Source organism: Algoriphagus sp. NF, from assembly GCF_028823735.1.
GTDB lineage: Bacteria > Bacteroidota > Bacteroidia > Cytophagales > Cyclobacteriaceae > Algoriphagus > Algoriphagus marincola.
Map to the genome: position 1 here is coordinate 23,651 of NZ_JAPEIB010000032.1, position 19,466 is coordinate 43,116.

At 41.4% G+C, this 19,466-nt stretch carries 19 protein-coding genes and 1 riboswitch; of the genes, 17 read left to right on the forward strand and 2 right to left on the reverse strand.

The features are described from left to right. The first annotated feature begins 54 nt into the window (after nt 1-54). From OU792_RS14265 to OU792_RS14300, 8 genes are all read left to right on the forward strand, one after another. On the forward strand, nt 55-1,188 hold the full coding sequence (locus OU792_RS14265; protein WP_134201376.1) for an aspartate aminotransferase family protein: 1,134 nt from the start codon (nt 55-57) through the stop codon (nt 1,186-1,188). Between the two features lie 12 nt (nt 1,189-1,200). Next, a complete protein-coding gene (locus OU792_RS14270) occupies nt 1,201-2,145 on the forward strand; it encodes an acetylornithine carbamoyltransferase (RefSeq protein WP_274670524.1) in 945 nt (314 codons plus the stop codon). 19 nt (nt 2,146-2,164) lie between these two features. After that, entirely contained in the window at nt 2,165-2,965 is an 801-nt protein-coding gene (gene argB, locus OU792_RS14275) for an acetylglutamate kinase (protein WP_134201372.1), read from the forward strand. A 6-nt stretch (nt 2,966-2,971) separates the two neighbouring features. After that, a complete protein-coding gene (locus tag OU792_RS14280; RefSeq protein ID WP_222583200.1) occupies nt 2,972-4,045 on the forward strand; it encodes a M20 family metallo-hydrolase in 1,074 nt (357 codons plus the stop codon). A gap of 8 nt (nt 4,046-4,053) precedes the next feature. Beyond that, on the forward strand, nt 4,054-5,394 hold the full coding sequence (gene argH / locus OU792_RS14285) for an argininosuccinate lyase (RefSeq protein ID WP_222583199.1): 1,341 nt from the start codon (nt 4,054-4,056) through the stop codon (nt 5,392-5,394). 43 nt (nt 5,395-5,437) lie between these two features. Beyond that, nucleotides 5,438-6,973, forward strand: coding sequence for a SulP family inorganic anion transporter (locus OU792_RS14290; protein WP_274670525.1), 1,536 nt, complete (start codon nt 5,438-5,440; stop codon nt 6,971-6,973). 142 nt (nt 6,974-7,115) lie between these two features. Continuing rightward, nucleotides 7,116-7,226: riboswitch (SAM riboswitch) on the forward strand. 133 nt (nt 7,227-7,359) lie between these two features. Continuing rightward, nucleotides 7,360-8,664 carry an O-acetylhomoserine aminocarboxypropyltransferase/cysteine synthase family protein gene (locus tag OU792_RS14295; protein WP_274670526.1) on the forward strand — a complete coding sequence of 435 codons (1,305 nt, stop codon included), beginning with the start codon at nt 7,360-7,362 and terminating at the stop codon, nt 8,662-8,664. A 1-nt stretch (nt 8,665) separates the two neighbouring features. Further along, the gene (locus OU792_RS14300) at nt 8,666-9,718 is read left to right on the forward strand and encodes a homoserine O-acetyltransferase family protein (RefSeq protein ID WP_446698911.1); all 1,053 of its coding nucleotides are present in this window, start codon (nt 8,666-8,668) and stop codon (nt 9,716-9,718) included. Nucleotide 9,719: 1 nt separating this feature from the next. Here the strand turns inward: OU792_RS14300 and OU792_RS14305 are convergent, their stop codons facing one another. Beyond that, nucleotides 9,720-10,160, reverse strand: coding sequence for a DUF2147 domain-containing protein (locus OU792_RS14305; protein ID WP_274670527.1), 441 nt, complete (start codon nt 10,158-10,160; stop codon nt 9,720-9,722). A 107-nt stretch (nt 10,161-10,267) separates the two neighbouring features. Here OU792_RS14305 and pdeM point away from each other — a divergent pair, with 107 nt between their 5' ends. The 9 genes from pdeM (at nt 10,268) to OU792_RS14350 (ending at nt 18,981) form a co-directional block, all read left to right on the forward strand. Continuing rightward, nucleotides 10,268-10,912 (forward strand): ligase-associated DNA damage response endonuclease PdeM, encoded by a 645-nt coding sequence (pdeM, locus tag OU792_RS14310; RefSeq protein WP_274670528.1) that lies wholly within the window; start codon nt 10,268-10,270, stop codon nt 10,910-10,912. Between the two features lie 54 nt (nt 10,913-10,966). Continuing rightward, nucleotides 10,967-11,857, forward strand: a complete 891-nt coding sequence (locus OU792_RS14315; protein WP_134201359.1) for a cell division protein FtsX — start codon at nt 10,967-10,969, stop codon at nt 11,855-11,857. Nucleotide 11,858: 1 nt separating this feature from the next. Beyond that, a complete protein-coding gene (locus OU792_RS14320) occupies nt 11,859-12,077 on the forward strand; it encodes a DUF3098 domain-containing protein (RefSeq protein ID WP_134201358.1) in 219 nt (72 codons plus the stop codon). Between the two features lie 10 nt (nt 12,078-12,087). Further along, a complete protein-coding gene (truB, locus tag OU792_RS14325; RefSeq protein WP_274670529.1) occupies nt 12,088-12,774 on the forward strand; it encodes a tRNA pseudouridine(55) synthase TruB in 687 nt (228 codons plus the stop codon). Continuing rightward, on the forward strand, nt 12,761-13,684 hold the full coding sequence (locus OU792_RS14330) for a bifunctional riboflavin kinase/FAD synthetase (RefSeq protein ID WP_134201356.1): 924 nt from the start codon (nt 12,761-12,763) through the stop codon (nt 13,682-13,684). The genes truB and OU792_RS14330 overlap by 14 nt, the downstream gene beginning before the upstream one ends. A 10-nt stretch (nt 13,685-13,694) precedes the next feature. Next, nucleotides 13,695-14,390, forward strand: a complete 696-nt coding sequence (locus OU792_RS14335; RefSeq protein ID WP_274670530.1) for a CoA transferase subunit A — start codon at nt 13,695-13,697, stop codon at nt 14,388-14,390. 26 nt (nt 14,391-14,416) lie between these two features. Next, nucleotides 14,417-15,073: a CoA transferase subunit B gene (locus OU792_RS14340; RefSeq protein ID WP_274670531.1), complete on the forward strand. Its 657-nt coding sequence runs from the start codon at nt 14,417-14,419 to the stop codon at nt 15,071-15,073. Nucleotides 15,074-15,343: 270 nt separating this feature from the next. Next, entirely contained in the window at nt 15,344-15,685 is a 342-nt protein-coding gene (gene gldC / locus OU792_RS14345) for a gliding motility protein GldC (protein ID WP_134201353.1), read from the forward strand. 293 nt (nt 15,686-15,978) lie between these two features. Continuing rightward, entirely contained in the window at nt 15,979-18,981 is a 3,003-nt protein-coding gene (locus tag OU792_RS14350) for a TonB-dependent receptor (protein ID WP_274670532.1), read from the forward strand. A gap of 51 nt (nt 18,982-19,032) precedes the next feature. On the opposite strand, the gene OU792_RS14355 is transcribed toward OU792_RS14350, so the two are convergent. Beyond that, the gene (locus OU792_RS14355; protein ID WP_274670533.1) at nt 19,033-19,362 is read right to left on the reverse strand and encodes a hypothetical protein; all 330 of its coding nucleotides are present in this window, start codon (nt 19,360-19,362) and stop codon (nt 19,033-19,035) included. Nucleotides 19,363-19,466: the final 104 nt, after the last annotated feature.

Genomic DNA, 19,466 nt, shown 5'->3' on the forward strand with positions numbered 1-19,466 from the left:
TTGAATCGAATTTCAAAAACCGATCTCATCACCCTTTAAAATTTTGAAATAAAAATGAAGCTATTTGATGTATATCCCTTGATTCCCATCACTATTCAGAAGGCGGAAGGGTGTAAACTTTGGGATGATCAAGGTCGGGAATACTTGGATCTGTACGGTGGTCATGCGGTGATTTCAATTGGGCATACGCATCCGCATTTTGTCAAGCGAATCAAAGATCAGCTTGATTCTATTGCATTTTACTCCAACTCGGTTCAGATCCCCATACAGAAAGAATACGCAAATAAACTGGGAGAGCTTTCCTGTTTGCATAATTATCAGCTTTTCCTTTGTAACTCCGGAGCTGAGGCAAATGAAAACGCCATCAAAATGGCATCATTTGCAACTGGAAAACCTGGTTTCATTGCCTTTAAAGGAGCATTTCATGGAAGGACATCAGGTGCAGTTGCCTTGACAGATAATCCAAAAATCATTGCCCCATCTAATGCCCGTTCAGATTTCCATATTCTTCCTTTTGGGGATTTGGAAGAAACAGAGAAAACACTAGCGCATGAACAAATAGCCGGAGTCATTATCGAAGGAATTCAAGGTGTGGGAGGTATTCAGGTGCCGGAGACAGACTTTCTTTTGGGTCTTGAAAGACTCTGTAAAAAATATGGAGCTAAGCTTATTTTGGATGAAGTGCAATCAGGCTTTAGTCGGACGGGAAGGTTTTTTGCACATCAATGGGTAGATGGCTTGATGCCCGATTTGATTACCATGGCCAAAGGGATGGGCAATGGTTTCCCAATTGGAGGACTTTTGATTTCGCCAGAATTTGAAGCGAGTTATGGCCTACTAGGAACGACTTTTGGAGGAAATCATCTGGCTTGCGCAGCTGGATTAGCCGTTTTGGAAGTGCTTGAAAAAGAGAAGCTTCAAGAGCGTGCAAATGAACTTGGGGAACGCCTTATTTCAGAGCTTCGAACTATTCCACAAATCCAGGAAGTACGGGGAAAAGGGCTTATGATCGGGATAGATCTTGACCGAGAAGCGGGACCAGTTCGTTCGGAATTAGTAAACAAATACCAAATATTCACAGGTTCTGCAGCAAAAAAGCAGACGATTCGTTTGCTTCCTCCCTTGTCAGTTGAATGGAATCAATTAAATTCGTTTATCACAGCAATTCGAGAAATTTTGGCCAAATAGGCCTTTCAGACTATGAAGAATTTTACTCAATTTGAGTCTTTAGCGCTTGGACAAGAACTCATAGACCTTGCAAAATCCTATAAAAATGATCCCCGAAAGGATATTGGTAAAGGGATAGGCAAGCGTGTAGGCTGCATTTTTCTAAACCCATCTCTCCGTACTCGGGTCAGTACCCAAATAGCTACTCAAAATCTCGGTATGGAGGCAATTGTCTTGAATATGGACAAGGAAGGTTGGGCATTGGAAATGAAAGATGGCGAAGTGATGAATAAAGGCACCGTCGAGCACATTAAGGATGCTGCCGGTGTGTTGGATACCTATTTTGATGTTTTGGCCATCAGGGCATTCCCTACTCTAACACAAAAAAATGAGGACACTGAGGACTTTGTATTGAATCAATTTATCCGTCATTCCGGTATTCCAATCGTTAGCTTGGAATCCGCAATCCGCCATCCTCTTCAGAGTCTGGCAGATATGATTACCATGAAGGAAAATACCCCATCCAGTAAAAGACCAAAAGTCGTTTTGACCTGGGCTCCCCATATCAAAGCTATACCTCATGCAGTAGCTAATAGCTTCGCCGAATGGGCTTCGGGAATGGAGTACGACTTGACGATTACCCATCCAGAGGGCTATGAGTTGGATGAGAAATTTACAAAAGGAGCCACTTTAGAATATGATCAAAGCAAGGCACTTCAAGACGCTGATTTTGTGTATGTTAAAAACTGGTCATCTTTTAATGATTACGGAAAAATCCACTCTACAGATCCCAGTTGGATGCTGACTGAAGCACACCTCAGCAAAGCACCTGATGCGAAAGTAATGCATTGCTTGCCAGTGCGAAGGAACTTAGAATTATCAGACGAAATATTGGATAGTGATCGATCGCTAGTTCAGCGGCAGGCCGAAAACAGAATCTATGCAGCACAGGCTGTTTTAAGCAAAATCATTGGATGATTTTTAAATTATAGAAACCATGAAAATCTCAGTGATCAAAATCGGCGGAAATGTCATTGACCACCCTGAAAAACTGGAAGAATTTTTGGACCAATTTGCCAAATTCCCTGGTAAAAAAATCCTCGTTCACGGAGGTGGTGTGATGGCTTCTAAATTTGGTGAGTCGCTTGGAGTCATGCCGGAAATGGTCGATGGACGTAGAATCACCGACCAAGATACATTGGACATTGTGACCATGGTCTACGCCGGGCTAATCAATAAAAATATTGTCGCTAAGCTTCAAGCTCGAGGTGTTAACTCGATGGGAATGACTGGGGCTGACGGGAATGCAATCCAGTCTGAAAAACGACCCGTCAAAGAAATAGACTATGGCTTTGTAGGAGACATAAAGGAAGTGAATTCACATCTGCTTTCATACATACTGCAGGAAGATATCGTACCCGTTTTCTGCGCCATTACACATGATAAAACGGGACAATTATTAAATACCAACGCGGACAGCATTGCTTCTGCTATCGCTACAAATTTGGCTAAAAAGCATCAAGTCAACCTGTATTATTGCTTCAACAAAAGCGGGGTCTTGGTCGATGAGCGAAATGAAAATTCAATCATACCGCTCATCAATGAGGATATTTATGCTGAACTCAGGAAAGAGAATGTCATCCATTCAGGTATGATTCCCAAACTTGACAATGCTTTCGAAGCGCTACAGAAAGGAGTTCACCATGTTTGGATAGGAAAGGCTGAAAATCTTATCCTTTCTACCAAAGGAAAGCTCTCCGGGACTATAATTGAAAAACATCGCTACGATTTATACTAAGAGTTTATGAAGTACAATGAAGAGATTGTTTCCGACTGCATTGATCTGTTGAAGGAGCTAATTGCCACCCCTTCCATTTCCAAGCAGGAAGAAGAAACGGCAACTATTTTGAGCCGATTTTTAATTCAAAATGGAGCAGATATCAACCGTTTTGGAAATAATATCGTGGTGTATCAGAAAAATTATGATCCCCAAAAACCCGATATTTGGCTGAATTCTCATCATGATACCGTATATCCAAATAATGGGTATACCAGAAAACCATTTTCTCCAGATATAGAGGACGGAAAACTTTTTGGTCTTGGTTCAAATGATGCAGGCGGCTGCTTGGTAAGCTTATTAGCAACCTTTCTCCATCTTTGGAAAGAAGAACTACCGTTCAATTTGGTCTTTATAGCCTCTGCAGAAGAGGAGATTTCTGGCAAAAAGGGAATGGAAATGCTGGTCAAAAAACTAAAACCAGCCGATCTTGCTATAGTCGGCGAACCTACCCAGATGAAAATGGCTTTGGCGGAAAAGGGATTGGTCGTGATAGATGCAGAAGTAACCGGTAAACCAGGCCATGCTGCCCGAGACGAAGGGGTTAATGCCATTTATCTCGCGATGGAAGATATTCTGAAAATCAGGGATTTTAAATTTAAAAGGCAATCTCACTACCTAGGAGAAACCAAAGTATCTGCCACAATTATTTCCGCAGGAAAACAACATAATGTCGTCCCAGATAAGTGTACTTATACTCTCGATGTGAGGGTGACTGACGCTTACACTCTGGAGGAAGCCATAGAGGAGCTCCAAGTGGGATTGCATGCCAAACTTACACCCCGATCACTTCGATTGAATAGCACACGTCCTTTGGACGGTCATCCGATTATGAAAGCTGCAATTAAATGTGGTATAGAAACTTTTGGAAGTCCTACCCTTTCGGATCAAGCACTTATCCCCTTCCCATCTATCAAAATCGGACCCGGTGATTCTGCAAGATCTCACTCTGCAGATGAGTTCATTTATATCGAGGAGATAGAAAAAGGAGTGTTAGGCTACTTACTTCTTTTAGAAAAATACGTACAGCTTATAAAATAAACAGCAAAATGAAGATTTGGCAGAAAGCCAGTGGCAATAAAAAGGAAGTAGAAGAATTCACGATAGGAAGAGATCCGGAATTTGATTTGATTTTGGCTCCTTTTGATGTGCTCGGATCCATGGCTCACGCCAAAATGCTTTTCAAAATCGGCTTGCTTACAGAAGAAGAAAACAAGCAGTTGCAAGAAGGTCTGAAAACGATCTATTTGGAAATTGAGCAAGGCAAATTTTCCATAGATCCGGGAATCGAAGATGTTCATTCTCAGGTGGAGTTTCTATTGACTCAGCGACTTGGTGATGTTGGAAAAAAGCTTCATTCTGGCCGAAGCCGAAATGACCAGGTTCTCGTTGATTTGAAGCTGTATTACCGAGCTGCAATCCGTGAATTGGTTGAATCAATTAAGGAGTTGGGCGAACTCCTAGCCCATCTTTCGGAGAAACATCAAAAAGACCTAATGCCGGGATATACGCACACCCAATTGGCCATGCCTTCAAGCTTTGGGCTTTGGTTTTCCTCTGTTTTGGAGGGGCTAAGTGAAGACCTAGCGCTTTTAAAAGCAGCTTTTGATTTATCGGATAAAAATCCATTGGGTTCCGCGGCTGGATATGGTTCAAGCTTTCCTTTAGACAGAACTTACACTACCCGATTATTGGGCTTCTCAGACTTACATCACAATGTGATTAACGCACAAAATAGCCGTGGAAAGACGGAAAGAACTCTTTCTTTTGCCCTGGCGGGAATTGCAGCCACACTGAATCGTCTTGCAGATGATGTTTGTCTGTTTATGAATCAACAATTCGGGTTTATAAGTTTTCCGGATGAACTCACCACTGGTTCGAGTATCATGCCTCACAAGAAAAATCCAGATGTATTTGAACTGATTCGTGCCAAAACCAATCAAATTCAATCCATTCCTCAGACTATTTCGATGATTTTGACTAATTCCACGACAGGCTATCATCGTGATTTACAACTTTTGAAAGAGGAAATTTTCCCCGGACTTGAGAGTCTTAAAAGCTGCGTAGAAATGTCCAATTTCATGCTTAAAGATATTCAAATCAAAAAGGATGTCCTGAATGACAAGTTTTATCAGCATGTATTTTCCGTGGAGGTTGTCAATGATTTAGTATTAAGTGGAATGCCATTTAGAGATGCCTATAAAAAAGTCGGTTTGGATATAGAATCCGGTAATTTTGCACCTGACCAAAGCACTGTTTCCCATACCCACGAGGGAAGCATTGGCAATCTATGCTTACCTGCGATTGAAACCAAATTCAAAACTGCCTTAGATTCCTTTGATTTTACCGCAATTGACACTGCCTTTGGAGAACTTTTGAGCCCTAGTTGAGCGTCTATTTTATATAATAAACTTTTCAACCCACACGGCTCATATGGCTCAGACCATCACCAAAAACATCATAAAGAATGACTTGAAGGCCTCGCTTGTGGTCTTTTTGGTGGCATTGCCTTTATGCTTGGGAATTGCAGTGGCAAGTGGTGCTCCGCCCTTGGCAGGTTTGATTGCCGGAATAATCGGAGGTGTAGTAATCGGCGTTCTTTCAGGTTCTCATGTCAGTGTCAGTGGACCTGCTGCAGGACTTACCGTTATTGTTTTGGATTCCATTGCCAGCTTAGGCAGTTTCGATCTTTTTCTTGGTACTGTCGTGATTGCGGGACTTATTCAGATTATTCTCGGTTTTGCAAAGGCTGGGGTTTTGGGCTATTATTTCCCGCATTCTGTGATAAAAGGGATGCTCACTGCCATCGGCCTCATCCTGATCATTAAGCAAATACCGCATGGACTTGGCTGGAATAAGGAAGCAATGGGCCTTGCGCAATTGGAAAGTAGCAGTTCCTTTTCGGAAATATGGTTTGCCTTTCAAAATTTTAGCATTGGAGCAATCCCAATCACTCTGATTTCACTACTTATCCTTAACTTTTTCGATAGACCCAAAATAAAAGCTCATAAGTTGGCAGGTGTAATTCCTGGCGCACTTTGGGTAGTAGTTTTGGGAGTTTTAATTAATAAATTTTACCAGATCTTTCTTCCCGATTGGATTCAAAGCGGTAAACTTTTGGTGAATATTCCGATTGCCGGAAACTTAGCCGAAATGGCGAGCTTATTAACTTTTCCTGATTTTTCAGCCATCAACACCTCCAATTTCTGGATTATCGCCGTGACAATAGCTGTGATTGCCAGCATTGAAACGCTCTTGAGTATCGAAGCCGGAGATAAGATGGATCCGGAAAAACGAATTACACCTACCTCACGAGAGCTTGTAGCACAGGGAGTTGGAAATTCTATTTCGGGATTAATTGGAGGCCTCCCCGTTACTGCTGTGATTGTTCGGACATCTGCCAATATTGGAGCCGGTGCTAAAACCAAACTATCAGCAATTTTTCATGGAGTCCTGATATTCATTTTGGTATTAACTATACCAGAAATATTGAATCAAATCCCCTTAAGCTGTCTTGCTGCCATCCTTATTATGGTCGGCTACAAATTGGCAAAGCCTTCTGTATTTATCGATGAGTACCTTAAAGGAAGAAGTCAGTTTATACCATTTATAGTCACCGTCATCGCTATTTTACTAACAAATCTCCTAGTTGGAATCGGTATAGGTTTGGTGGTTGGATTTTTCTTCATCATTCAGGCTAACTACCATAAAACAGTCACCCTGTCAGAGGATAAAGGAGTTTATGTACTCAAGCTTCAGAAACAAGTGTCCTATTTAAACAAAGCTCCACTGATGAAGGCTTTAGAGTCTATTCCGGATGGAAGTGAGGTCCTAATCAATGCTACCAAAGCCAAGTTTATCGATAAGGATATCGAAGAAATCCTAAATAATTTCATCAGCTCTTCTACTCAAAAATCAATTGATGTAAAAACCAAAGGTTTCAAATACAACCTGAATGAATTTCATTAAATAGTTAAGCCACTTCATTTCCTTCTGACATCAAGGAGTGAACTATCTCTTTTAAAAATTCAGCATTAAATTATCCGAAACGTTTTGAAATCTTAAAACTCAGCGCTTACTTTGTTGCATCCTTATACTTTTTGAGTGTGAGGATTTATAAAGAAGAGGCGAGAGACAGGCTCATTGACCCTCTGGCAACCTTCCAAAGTGGAAAGGTGCCAATTCCTGCCGACTGAGGTATTCTCATTCGGAAATATAAATTCTTCGCAAATGATTACACACAACACCTTACCTCCCATTTCATCACTTTCTTTTGAAATCGCTTCTCGCGAACAGGATTGCTAATAGCAATACTGAATAATTTGTAAATCTTAACCCTTTAAACCCTATAAATTATGTCTGTTAACTATCATTTTGAAACACTTCAGTTACATGCTGGTCAAGAACCTGACCCAACTACCAATTCAAGGGCTGTACCAATTTATCAAACCACCTCCTACACCTTCAATTCCGCTGAGCACGGAGCCAATCTTTTTGGATTGAAAGAATTTGGGAATATCTATACCCGAATCATGAATCCGACGAACGATGTCTTCGAAAAGCGGGTAGCAGCACTTGAAGGCGGAGTAGCTGCTTTGGCTACATCCTCTGGTCAAGCAGCTCAGTTTTTGGCTTTAAACAATATTCTCCAAGCAGGGGACAATTTTGTGTCCACATCTTACCTCTACGGTGGCACTTACAATCAATTTAAAGTTGCTTTTAAGCGTATTGGTATCGAAGCTCGATTTGCCAAAGGAAATGCTCCAGAAAACTTCGATGCATTGATCGATGAAAAAACAAAAGCGATTTATCTAGAGACAATTGGTAATCCGGAATTTAACATTCCAGATTTTGAAGCCATTGCCAAGGTGGCAAAGAAACATGACATTCCTTTGATTGTTGACAACACCTTCGGAGCTGGTGGATTTTTATGCAAACCACTCGACCATGGAGCAAATATCGTCACCGCTTCGGCTACCAAGTGGATTGGCGGACATGGCACATCAGTCGGTGGCGTCATAGTAGATGGTGGTAATTTCAATTGGGGAAATGGTAAGTTTCCGCAATTTTCTGAGCCTTCGGAGGGCTATCATGGACTCAATTTCTGGGAAGTGTTTGGTGAAGGAAATCCACTAGGCTTACCCAATATAGCTTTTGCTATTCGCGCTAGAGTTGAAGGTCTTCGGGATTTTGGCCCTTCTCAGAGCCCATTCAATTCTTTCTTGCTCTTGCAAGGACTGGAAACTTTATCTTTGCGTGTCGAGCGAACTACACAAAATGCCCTTGCATTGGCAGAATGGCTTGAAAATCATCCCAAAGTAAAGAAGGTGAATTACCCAGGCCTGAAGTCTTCCCCTTATCATGAACTGGCGAAAAAATATTTGAGAAATGGATTTGGTGGAGTGCTAAGTTTCGAAGTAGCAGGTGATAAGGAAAAAGCTACTAAAGTCATCGATTCCTTGCAATTGATCTCTCACCTAGCCAACGTGGGCGATGCTAAAACGCTCATTATTCAACCATCAGCTACTACGCATCAGCAGCTCAGCGATCAAGAGCAACTAGCTGCAGGAGTAACGCCAAGCTTGTTGAGATTATCTGTTGGTTTTGAACACATTGAAGATTTGAAAGCAGACTTGCAGCAGGCTTTTGACCAAGTATAAAATGACTGAAAAGTTAACAATACCTTCTATTGAAATGCGTACGGAATCCTTTATATCCCAGACTCCATTTGAATTGGAGTCTGGGAAAGTTCTCCCTGAGCTAGAACTGACCTACACCACCTATGGGAGTCTGAATGCAGAGCAAAACAATGTAGTTTGGGTAGTTCATGCCTTGACTGGAGATTCCAAGGTAGGCGAATGGTGGAATGGTATGGTGGGTGAAGATCAATTTTACGATCCGGCAAACCACTTCATTATCTGTGTCAATTTACTAGGATCCTGCTACGGTTCAACCAGTCCCCTTTCCCTCAATTCAAAAACAGGTGATGCCTACTATTATGATTTTCCTTTCCTATCTACAAGGGATATGGCTCGAGCCTTAGATTTGGTCAGAGAAGGTTTAGGAATTAGTACGATCCATACGCTCTTAGGTGGCTCACTTGGTGGTCAGGTTGCATTGGAATGGGCCTATTTGCTAGGAGAAACCTTGAAAAACCTAGTCATTCTCGCTTCCACTGCAAAATCCTCTCCATGGGTGGTAGGATTCAATGAAACGCAGCGAATGGCTATTGAATCAGATTGTACCTGGGGAGAGAAATCTCCTGAGGCAGGAAGAAAAGGCTTGGAAACTGCCAGAGCGATTGCAATGCTTAGCTATCGACATCCGGCAGATTTTGAGCGAAAACAGCAGAGTCCTGAGGGAACTGTTGATGGATTTCGAGCTGCAACTTATTTAAGGTATCAAGGTCAAAAACTAGGAAATAGATTTACCGCCCTCTCTTATTGGGTGCTGAGCAAAGCAATGGATAGTCATGATTTGGGTAGAGGAAGGGAAAGCCTGAAAAAAGCATTAGAAAAAATAAAAGCTCGCACGCTGGCAGTTGGCGTTGATTCAGATTTGCTTTTTTTACCTGAAGAATCACAATTTATCGCCAATCACATTCCAAAAGGAAGCTATCGCGAAATCAAATCCACGGCAGGACATGATGCTTTTCTAATCGAATTTGAGCAGCTGCAATATATTTTACGCTCCTTTTACCTGAATGCTGATTGACTTAGGGCTTCTCAGCTCGGGTCCATTCTACCGTACGCCCGATCCATGAAAAGCCCATAAAGCCGGTCACTTCCAATACATCCTTTGAGAGTAATTTGAGTTCACAAGAATAGGTGTTGCCGGACTTGGGATCGTAAATTTTACCTCCTTTCCAAATACCATTCTTGTAAGTCAAGCCCTCCAATATCGTCAGCCCCATGAGTGGCCGCTGCTTTAGCTTATCATTATCGTTTTGCTCGTCCATGGCCGGAACTCCATTTTTTTCAGGTTCGAGTAGCCAAGATATTTTTCCCATAAACTTATCCCCGCTTTTCGAAATGATCACCTTGGCAGTTTTTTCAGTATTGTACCAAGTTCCAAGAATATCATTTTCACTTTGAGCCCAAACTTGTGAGGAAAACAAGACTAAAGTAAGAATTGAAGCAAATTGACGGACTTCCATAAATTTGAATAGATCGTTAATAAAAATCATTTTAGCTTTGACAGCTAAGTAAAAATAAGCATTTTCAAAAATTTTAGGTGGTTGGAGGTAAAAGGAATTCGTAATCGATGCAAATAATACATAACCATTGTGTTTTAGAGCTTTTGAAGGAACGTGCTATTTGGTGGGAGCAAAAGCGAATTTTATTTATTTCGGATCTCCACTATGGCAAAGCAGCGCATTTCAGAAAGTCCGGGATTCCAATACCTGAACCCATTCACGAGAAAGATCTTCTGAGATTGAATCAGCTTTTTTCAAAGTATTTTCCTCAAGAGGTTTATTTCTTAGGCGATCTCTTTCATAGCGATTGGAATTTGAGTTGGGATGAATTGATAAATTTTTTGAGAGGATATCCTTCCATCAATTTTCATCTAGTGAAAGGAAATCATGATGTGTTGCCAAGTTTTCGCTATGAAAACTCCCCTATTCAATTGGATCATCAACCCGTTTTCATCGATTCCCTAGTTCTATCGCATGAGCCTTTAGAATCTATAGAAGAAGGCTTTTTGAATCTCTGTGGGCACATTCATCCGGGTGTAAGGCTAAGAGGAATGGGGCGTCAATCCCTTCGTGTACCTTGTTTTTACAAAATTGAAAATCAATTAATCCTCCCTGCATTTGGAGAATTTACCGGTCTTGCTCTCATGCAAAGTCAAAGTGGTACTGAAATCTATGGAGTAACTCCTAGCAAGGTAATTCCTATCCTTTCTTAAAATGATTGGCAAAATCCTTGGGGATGTTTAGCTTTGATCAGAAATTCATCGTAGATGGCAACTTACCCTAGGAAAAAGAAGAGACTCGGACAGTTTAAATTTGGAAGTGTGCTGTTCAGTACCACGCTTTCTTTATTTATAGTCGGTCTTTTTGGAGTGATCTTGATTCAGGCCAAAGGATTGACCAGCATGATTCGCGAGAACATCGAAATGCAGGTTTTTTTAGATAAAAATCTGAGTGAAACCGAACTGGAAGCGCTGGAAACCAACCTAAAAAATCGCCCTTTTGTACTTAGAAAGGCTGATTCTGTGGTATTTCGCTTCATTTCAGATGAAGAGGCTGCCCAGACTTTCATAGAAAGCACTGGAGAGGATTTTACTCAATTTCTAGAAGATAATCCCCTGAGAGACAGTTTCGTGTTCACCTTAGCAGAAGAGTTTCAGACTTCCGAACAGATCGAACAAATCAGTCAAGAAATCCAGTCTGCACCGGGAGTTTTCGAAGTTTCCTACATGACTGATTTGGTCGATTCGATTAACAAGAATCTATTGAAAATCAGTCTGGTAATGGGAGGTTTCATTCTCATATTGGTGATCACGGTAGTCATGTTGATTAATAATACCATCCGATTGGCACTCTTCTCGCAGCGATTCTTGATTCGATCCATGCAATTGGTTGGCGCGACTCGGGGCTTTATCCGAAAGCCCTTCCTCATCCGAGCATGGGTATTCGGAATGATTGCCGGGCTGGTTGCTTCATTGATTTTATTTGGATTGATCTCCTACACACGAACTGCGATAGAGGGTTTTGCCCTTCTCCAAAATGAAGAGCTTCTATTGATCCTTTTTGGAGTCTTGATCGTTTCAGGAGGTATTCTTTCCTTTTTCAGCACCCTTCGTGCTGTCAATAAATACTTAAACATGTCTTTGGACGAATTGTACTAATATGAGCAAAGCAGCTTTTCCCTTTTCCAGAAAAAACTACAAATTGATGTTTATCGGCATCGGTCTGATTATTTTTGGTTTTGTACTGATTGGACTTGATCCCGAACCGCATGGAAATGGGGTTTTAGGATTGACCATCGGACCAATTGTAACCTTAGCCGGATTCATTTTTGAGATTTATGCAATCCTGGCCAAGTCTGAATCCAACAAAGCCAGCTAATCAAAAAATCATGCAAGAAGCACCTTATGGTGAAGTTTTTTTGGTGGACAAACCCCTAGAATGGACCTCTTTTGATGCGGTCAAAAAAATCAGAAATGCCCTCAAAATAAAAAAAGTAGGCCATGCGGGGACATTAGATCCATTGGCTACTGGGCTTTTGATTATTTGTGCTGGGAAAATGACCAAGCAAATCGAAAGTTTCATGGGTCAGGAAAAGGAGTACACCGGAACTTTTGTTTTGGGAAAGACCACTGAATCTTTTGATCTCGAAAAGCCCATCGAAGAGGTAAAGAATCCCTCAAACATTTGCAAAGAGGAACTCCTTGAAGCGGTGAAAGAACTCACAGGAAGTATAGAGCAAATTCCTCCTATGCATTCGGCTATAAAAGTAGATGGAAAACGAGTCTATGAAGCTGCACGCGCCGGAAAAACAGTTGAAATCAAAGCTAGGACGGTGGAAGTTCGTGAGTTTGAAATTACCCGATTTGACAATCCTGAGGTAGATTTTCGAATCTCCTGCTCCAAGGGTACCTATATCCGAAGTCTTGCTAGAGACCTTGGTGAACTGCTTGGTGTCGGCGCTTATCTCAAAAATCTTAGGAGAACCCGAATCGGAGACCACCGGATAGAAAATGCCGAAAATCTTTTGGAACTTGTAGCAAAAATCAAAGCCCGAAGAGAAAATGAAAATCTATGAGGGACTGAGCCAATTCGAAAATGTACCCAATCCCGTTGTCACAAGCGGGACCTTCGATGGGGTGCATCTAGGCCATCAAAAAATTTTACAGCGAATCAGAGAAATCGCCAAATCCATCAAAGGGGAAACTATTTTACTTACTTTTTGGCCACATCCCAGGCTGGTACTTTATCCCAAAGAACACAATCTTCGATTGCTTTCCACTTTCGAAGAAAAGGCTAAGCTTCTGCGTCAGTTTGGAATAGATCACTTGATCAGCATTCCCTTCACCAAGGAATTTTCGCAGCTGACATCTCAGGAGTTTATTCAGAGAATTTTGGTAGATAAGATCAGGACCAAAAAACTGGTGATAGGCTATGACCACAGATTTGGCAAAAATCGAGAAGGTTCATTTGAATATCTTCAGCAACATTCAGGTGAATTCGGTTTTGATTTGGAAGAAATAAGCCGACAAGATGTGGATGAGATTGGCGTATCCAGCACCAAAATTCGGAATGCGCTCGAGTCTGGCGACATTATTACTGCCAATAATTTCCTCGGAAGACCGTACGAGCTGAATGGCTTGGTAATCAAAGGACAGCAGATTGGCCGCTCCATAGGATTTCCCACAGCCAATGTTCATATTCCAAACAGTTACAAACTGATTCCAAAAGATGGCGTTTATGCAGTAGAAGCTTCCGTTAATGGAAGTTTGTACAAAGCCATGCTCAACATCGGCAATCGGCCCACCGTAGATGGAAGTAGTAAAAGTGTAGAAACACACCTCTTTGATTTTCAAGGTGATCTGTACGATAAGCAGATTACAATCTATCTGAGAGATTACTTACGGGAAGAGCAAAAATTCGAAAGCTTGGAAGCCTTAAAGTCACAGTTGATGATCGATCAGCAAAGAGCCAAAATGATACTATAAACCCAAAATCATGATAAATAAAACTGTAAAAGATGCGAATGAAGCCGTCAGGGATATTCCCAGCGGAGCTTTTTTGATGATGGGAGGATTTGGATTGAGCGGTATACCCGAAAACTGTATCACTGCCCTACTCCAACGTGATATCAAAGACCTCACTATTGTATCCAATAATGCTGGAGTGGATGACTTCGGAATTGGTTTGCTTTTGCAAAAGCGCATGGTAAAAAAAATGATCTCCAGCTATGTAGGTGAAAATGCCGAGTTTGAGCGTCAGTTGCTCAGTGGAGAACTAGAGGTTGATCTGATCCCACAAGGAACGCTGGCAGAACGCGTCCGAGCCGGCGGTGCAGGAATCCCGGCATTCTTTACTCCTGCTGGAGTGGGAACTGAAGTAGCAGAAGGAAAGGAAATACGCGAGTTTGAGGGCAAACTTTATTTGATGGAGCGATGGCTACGTTCAGATTTCTCTTTGGTAAAAGCTTGGAAAGGTGACACAGCTGGAAATTTGATTTTCAAAGGAACGGCCAGAAATTTTAATCCCATGATGGCTGCAGCGGGAAAAATCACGATTGCTGAAGTGGAAGAATTAGTACCTGCCGGTGAATTGGATCCGAATCAAATTCATACTCCTGGGATTTATGTTCAGCGGATTTTCGAAGGAAAAAACTACGAAAAACGTATCGAACAGCGAACTGTGAGGTCCTGATTTTCATAAACCCAAAGAACTGAAAAATGCTTACGAAACAACAAATAGCCCAAAGAATAGCCAAAGAGGTCAAAAATGGCCAATACATTAACCTAGGAATAGGTATTCCTACCTTGGTTGCCAATTATATTCCTGATGATTTGGAGATAGTGCTTCAGTCTGAAAATGGACTTTTGGGGATAGGCCCCTTCCCTACTGAAGATCAAATTGACCCAGATTTAATTAATGCCGGAAAGCAAACCATCACCATGGTGAAAGGATCGGTACTTTTCAATTCGGCTGAGTCTTTTGCGATGATCCGAGGAGGACATGTGCATTTAACCATCCTAGGAGCTATGGAAGTCTCCGAGAATGGGGATATTGCCAACTGGAAGATCCCCGGGAAAATGGTAAAAGGAATGGGTGGAGCAATGGATTTAGTGGCTTCTGCCGAAAATATCATTGTCGCGATGCAACACTGCTCAAAAAGTGGTGAATCCAAACTTTTAAAGTCTTGCTCTCTACCAATTACAGGAATTCGCTGTGTGAAAAAGATCGTGACGGATTTGGCTGTTTTAGAAGTTGATCCTGAAGGAGGATTTATTTTGAAAGAGCGAGCTCCAGGAGTAAGCGTGGAAGAAATTAAGTCCAAAACCGAGGGAAAATTAATCCTAAATGGAGAAATTCCAGAAATGGAGTTTTAAAATGGAACCTGCAAAGATCAAAGTCGGTTGTTGCCCAAAATTAGAGATATGAAATCGAGCATAGCAGGTTCTTCATACTCTGTTATGCTTCGAGATATCGGGGAGAACATGCGACCTGCCAACCGCAGGTAGGGATTCCATGTGGCAACTGATAATCAAATTAAAATCACATGAAATCGACACGATTAAAATCATCATTAAACACATGGGAAAATGATTATTTTAATCGTCAAAGATTCCATCTGACCATTTAATAGCAAAAATAAACAGATGAAAAAATCAGAAATCAATTTTCAAGTCAATCTAGACGAACAAAACCTTCCTAAAGAAATTCTCTGGAGTGCTACAGATAAGGAAGATGAAGGAATGGAATCCACCAAAAGCATCAGTGTCAATGTTTGGGATAATCTAAATCAAAGTACCCTAAGAATTGACTTATGGACTGATGAAATGTCGGTAGTTGAAATGAAAAGGTTTTATATCGATGTCATTGGAGGAATGGCCCAGACTATACTTAACAGTACAGGTGATGAGTATATGTCAGAGGAGATGAAAGATCTCTGCGATAGACTTGTCAGGCATGTCAATGAAGAAAATGCCAAAAACAAGTGATGAAATTTAGAAAGTCTGAAATAAATCAGACTTTTTTTTGTGCCTATTGGAATTTAAGATTTTCTAATAAAAAACGACTCTTTTTTTCAAATCACTAATTTTCAATTCGATTAGTTAACTGATTATTGAATTAGCTTACAAGTTTCCTGATCATCCAATATATTTTCCACTTTAGAGGCAAATGTTTTTCTTTTCAATTTGATTGAATATTCACTTTTTACTATAAATTTCGAGTAGAAAAGCAGCTATCACCCAAAGGCTGTAAGCTTTATTCACTAAATCCAAAATCGCCTATGAGCAATTTTACCAAAAATCTCGGTAGAAGCATGCTGACATGTTTCTTATTGGTTTCCCTAGGGGTAGGGTCAGTTTTTGCCCAGACGACCATCTCAGGAACGGTCATCGACGCAGATACAAAAGAAACCCTTGTAGGGGTAAACATCATCGTCAAAGGAAAAGTGATCGGTACGATCTCTGACCTAGATGGTAATTTTACGCTAAATGTGAACCAAGAACCTCCATTTACCCTCATATTTTCTATGGTAGGCTACAGTAGCCAAGAAGTAGAAATTACTGGAGGTATCAGTAATTTAGAAATTGAACTTGCTGAATCCACAGTACTTGGACAGGAAGTAGTAATCTCGGCCTCTAGGGTTGAGGAAAGCGTGATGAAGTCTCCAGTTTCGGTAGAAAAAATGGATATCATCGCAATTAGAGAAGCACCACAAGCTAGTTTCTACGATGCTTTGAATAATCTTAAAGGCGTGGAGATGAGTACCCAGTCTCTTACCTTTAAATCTTTCAATACCCGTGGCTTCAACGCCAATGGTAACGTCCGAACCGTACAAATGATCGACGGAATGGACAATCAGGCTCCTGGCTTGAATTTCGCAGTTGGTAACATTGTAGGTATTTCAGAATTGGACTTGGAAAGTGTAGAACTACTTCCAGGTGCATCTTCAGCCCTTTACGGACCGAATGCTATCAACGGTATTTTATTGATGAATTCGAAAAATCCGTTCCAGTATCAGGGGCTTTCTGCCAGTGTTCGTACCGGTATCATGGATGAGGGAAATCGTTCCAATCCTACTACTGGTTTTTATGATTTCTCTGCTCGCTATGCAAAAGCATTCAACGACAAAGTAGCTTTCAAAGTAAACGTACAATACCTTAAAGCTGATGACTGGCAAGCAAATGACTTCAGAGATCAATCTTTATTGAATGGTTTTGGAATCGCAAATGGTACTCGTGCAAATAACCCGGGATACAATGGTGTAAACTCTTACGGTGACGAAACCAATGTCAATATGTTCTCCGTAGCCCAAGGAATGGTAGCTGCTGGTGCATTACCTGAAGCAGCTTTGGGAATCATACCGACTGATGTTGCTGTTTCTCGAACAGGCTATCTAGAGCGTGAAGTGGCTGATTATGGAACTACTTCACTTAAATTGAATGCTGCTTTACACTGGAGAATCAATGACAGAGTTGAAGCGATTTTGCAAGGTAATTATGGTTTCGGTACTACGGTATATACCGGCGCGGACCGTTATTCAATTGCTAATTTCAACTTGGGCCAGTATAAAGCAGAGCTTCGTGGATCTAACTGGTACTTGCGTGCTTATACCACTCAGGAACGTTCCGGTGATTCTTATGCAGTAGGTATTGCTGCTCAAGGTATCAACGAGGCTTGGAAGCCATCTACACTTTGGTTCCCTCAATATGTAGGAGCCTATGCACAGGCGATTCAAGGTGGGCTTTCTCCAGAGCAGGCTCATGGAGCAGCAAGAGCTTTTGCTGATCAAGGTAGATTCATGCCTGGTTCTCCTGAGTTTAGACAAGCTCTGGCTGATGTTACTTCTCGTCCTATTCCTGGAAATGCTTCTGGAGTCGGTGCTAGATTCGTAGACAAGACTAACCTTTATCATGTGGAAGGGTCTTACAACCTTTCTGAAGACATCAAATTCGCTGAGTTTGTGGTAGGTGCTAACTATAGAGTGTATCAACTTAACTCTGAAGGAACACTCTTCGCTTTGGATGAAAGTGGCAATGAATTCAACATCCGTGAATTTGGTGGATACATCCAAGGGTCTAAGAGTCTATTTGATGACAGATTCAAATTGACAGCATCCCTTCGATATGATAAGAATGAGAATTTCAATGGTCAGTGGTCTCCAAGAGTGTCAGGAGTTTATTCTGTAGGAAATCACAATTTCAGAGCATCTTATCAGACTGGATTCCGAATTCCAACTACTCAGGATCAATACATTGATCTTTTGACTCCGCAGGCGAGACTTTTGGGTGGGCTTCCTTTATTCAGAGACCGTTATAACTTTAACGGCAATCCAGTTTATTCATTGAGTACTGTTCAGCAATTTGGAGCTGGCGTAGCTGCAGATGTGAGTAATCCGGCGATTATCAACGCTGCAATTCAGCAGGCGACACAGATCGTGTTGCAACAAGTAGCTGCTGGTCAGATTCCAAATGACCCTGCAGCAATCGCAGCGGCAGTCCAGGCTTTAACACCTCAGTTGGTGCCTGTATTAGCAGCTCAAAATAATCTTGGTGATCTTCAACCATTTGAATTGACGGAATTCCAGCCGGAACGCGTTAAATCATTTGAAGTTGGCTATAAAGGTCTATTCGGTAATAGATTGCTAGTTGATACTTATGCTTACTTCAATCGCTTTGAAAACTTCATAGGAGGACAAGTATTGGTACAGGATGGTGATGCAACTTCTGGATCTCAAGGTCCAAACCCACTTACAGGTTTGAATCTAATCGGAGTAGGTCCGGGTGGTAGAAATGTATTCTCTATTCCTACAAACCGTTCCGAGATCATCAATTCTTGGGGATGGGCATTGGGACTTGACTACAAACTTCCTAAAGGCTATAGCCTAGGAGGTAACGTGTCTTACAATACCCTTTCTAATCTTGAAGAACTAGCTGAGACTGGTTTCCAGCCTTCATTCAATACTCCTGAGTATCGATATGTGTTGAACTTTGCAAACAGAGAAGTGATCGATAACCTAGGCTTTGCTTTGGCTTACAGATGGCAAGGAGAATTCGTATGGCAGTCTTCTTTCGTCGGACCTGCAGTTTCTTCTCAGCAACTTTCAGTGATGCCGGCATTTGGTACCTTCGATGCGCAGATCAGCTACAAGTTGAAAAGCTTGAAGTCAATCTTGAAAGTCGGTGGATCCAACCTATTCAGCAATGGCTATCGCCAAGCTTGGGGTAACCCAACAGTTGGAACTATGTACTTTGTAAGCTTGACTTTCGATGAGTTCTTGAACTAATAACCAAACAACCACCAACCATAGAAAGGCTATCAAAATTGATAGCCTTTCTTATTTTACCTGGCGGAAATATTCTCTCCCGAAAACTCTCGAGTAAATCCAAACAGGAACTTGATCATGATAAGGCATAAGGTCCTTTAAAACCTCTTTTTGACTTTCATGTGCATACATTGCCTTCAATACTATTGAGAATTCCTTTTGAGTATTAATTGAAAAATCAGGCTCAGGAAGACCTTTGCCCTCATCTTTTGGGTAATTCTTTTGAAAACCATCTGAAAGCTTCAAAGCGATATCAATTTGCTTGGAGCAAAGGGTCACTTGATAAAGTGCTGAAGGAGAAAAATCGCTTTCATTCTTTCTTGACAAATATAAATTCTCCATTGCCTGGCCAGTCAATCGATGGTCTTCATGGCCGTAAAGGCCTACCTTTTGTTCTTAACCGCTTAAATAACTGGACCAGTTTTGTTGCCTAAACTTAGGAACAA

Bases quoted from the DNA above. Each gene is read 5' to 3' on its own strand.
- OU792_RS14265 (WP_134201376.1), top strand. From the start codon at position 55: ATGAAGCTATTTGATGTATATCCCTTGATTCCCATCACTATTCAGAAG.
- OU792_RS14270 (WP_274670524.1), top strand. From the start codon at position 1,201: ATGAAGAATTTTACTCAATTTGAGTCTTTAGCGCTTGGACAAGAACTC.
- argB (WP_134201372.1), top strand. From the start codon at position 2,165: ATGAAAATCTCAGTGATCAAAATCGGCGGAAATGTCATTGACCACCCT.
- OU792_RS14280 (WP_222583200.1), top strand. From the start codon at position 2,972: ATGAAGTACAATGAAGAGATTGTTTCCGACTGCATTGATCTGTTGAAG.
- argH (WP_222583199.1), top strand. From the start codon at position 4,054: ATGAAGATTTGGCAGAAAGCCAGTGGCAATAAAAAGGAAGTAGAAGAA.
- OU792_RS14290 (WP_274670525.1), top strand. From the start codon at position 5,438: ATGGCTCAGACCATCACCAAAAACATCATAAAGAATGACTTGAAGGCC.
- OU792_RS14295 (WP_274670526.1), top strand. From the start codon at position 7,360: ATGTCTGTTAACTATCATTTTGAAACACTTCAGTTACATGCTGGTCAA.
- OU792_RS14300 (WP_446698911.1), top strand. From the start codon at position 8,666: ATGACTGAAAAGTTAACAATACCTTCTATTGAAATGCGTACGGAATCC.
- OU792_RS14305 (WP_274670527.1), bottom strand. From the start codon at position 10,160: ATGGAAGTCCGTCAATTTGCTTCAATTCTTACTTTAGTCTTGTTTTCC.
- pdeM (WP_274670528.1), top strand. From the start codon at position 10,268: ATGCAAATAATACATAACCATTGTGTTTTAGAGCTTTTGAAGGAACGT.
- OU792_RS14315 (WP_134201359.1), top strand. From the start codon at position 10,967: ATGGCAACTTACCCTAGGAAAAAGAAGAGACTCGGACAGTTTAAATTT.
- OU792_RS14320 (WP_134201358.1), top strand. From the start codon at position 11,859: ATGAGCAAAGCAGCTTTTCCCTTTTCCAGAAAAAACTACAAATTGATG.
- truB (WP_274670529.1), top strand. From the start codon at position 12,088: ATGCAAGAAGCACCTTATGGTGAAGTTTTTTTGGTGGACAAACCCCTA.
- OU792_RS14330 (WP_134201356.1), top strand. From the start codon at position 12,761: ATGAAAATCTATGAGGGACTGAGCCAATTCGAAAATGTACCCAATCCC.
- OU792_RS14335 (WP_274670530.1), top strand. From the start codon at position 13,695: ATGATAAATAAAACTGTAAAAGATGCGAATGAAGCCGTCAGGGATATT.
- OU792_RS14340 (WP_274670531.1), top strand. From the start codon at position 14,417: ATGCTTACGAAACAACAAATAGCCCAAAGAATAGCCAAAGAGGTCAAA.
- gldC (WP_134201353.1), top strand. From the start codon at position 15,344: ATGAAAAAATCAGAAATCAATTTTCAAGTCAATCTAGACGAACAAAAC.
- OU792_RS14350 (WP_274670532.1), top strand. From the start codon at position 15,979: ATGAGCAATTTTACCAAAAATCTCGGTAGAAGCATGCTGACATGTTTC.
- OU792_RS14355 (WP_274670533.1), bottom strand. From the start codon at position 19,362: ATGGAGAATTTATATTTGTCAAGAAAGAATGAAAGCGATTTTTCTCCT.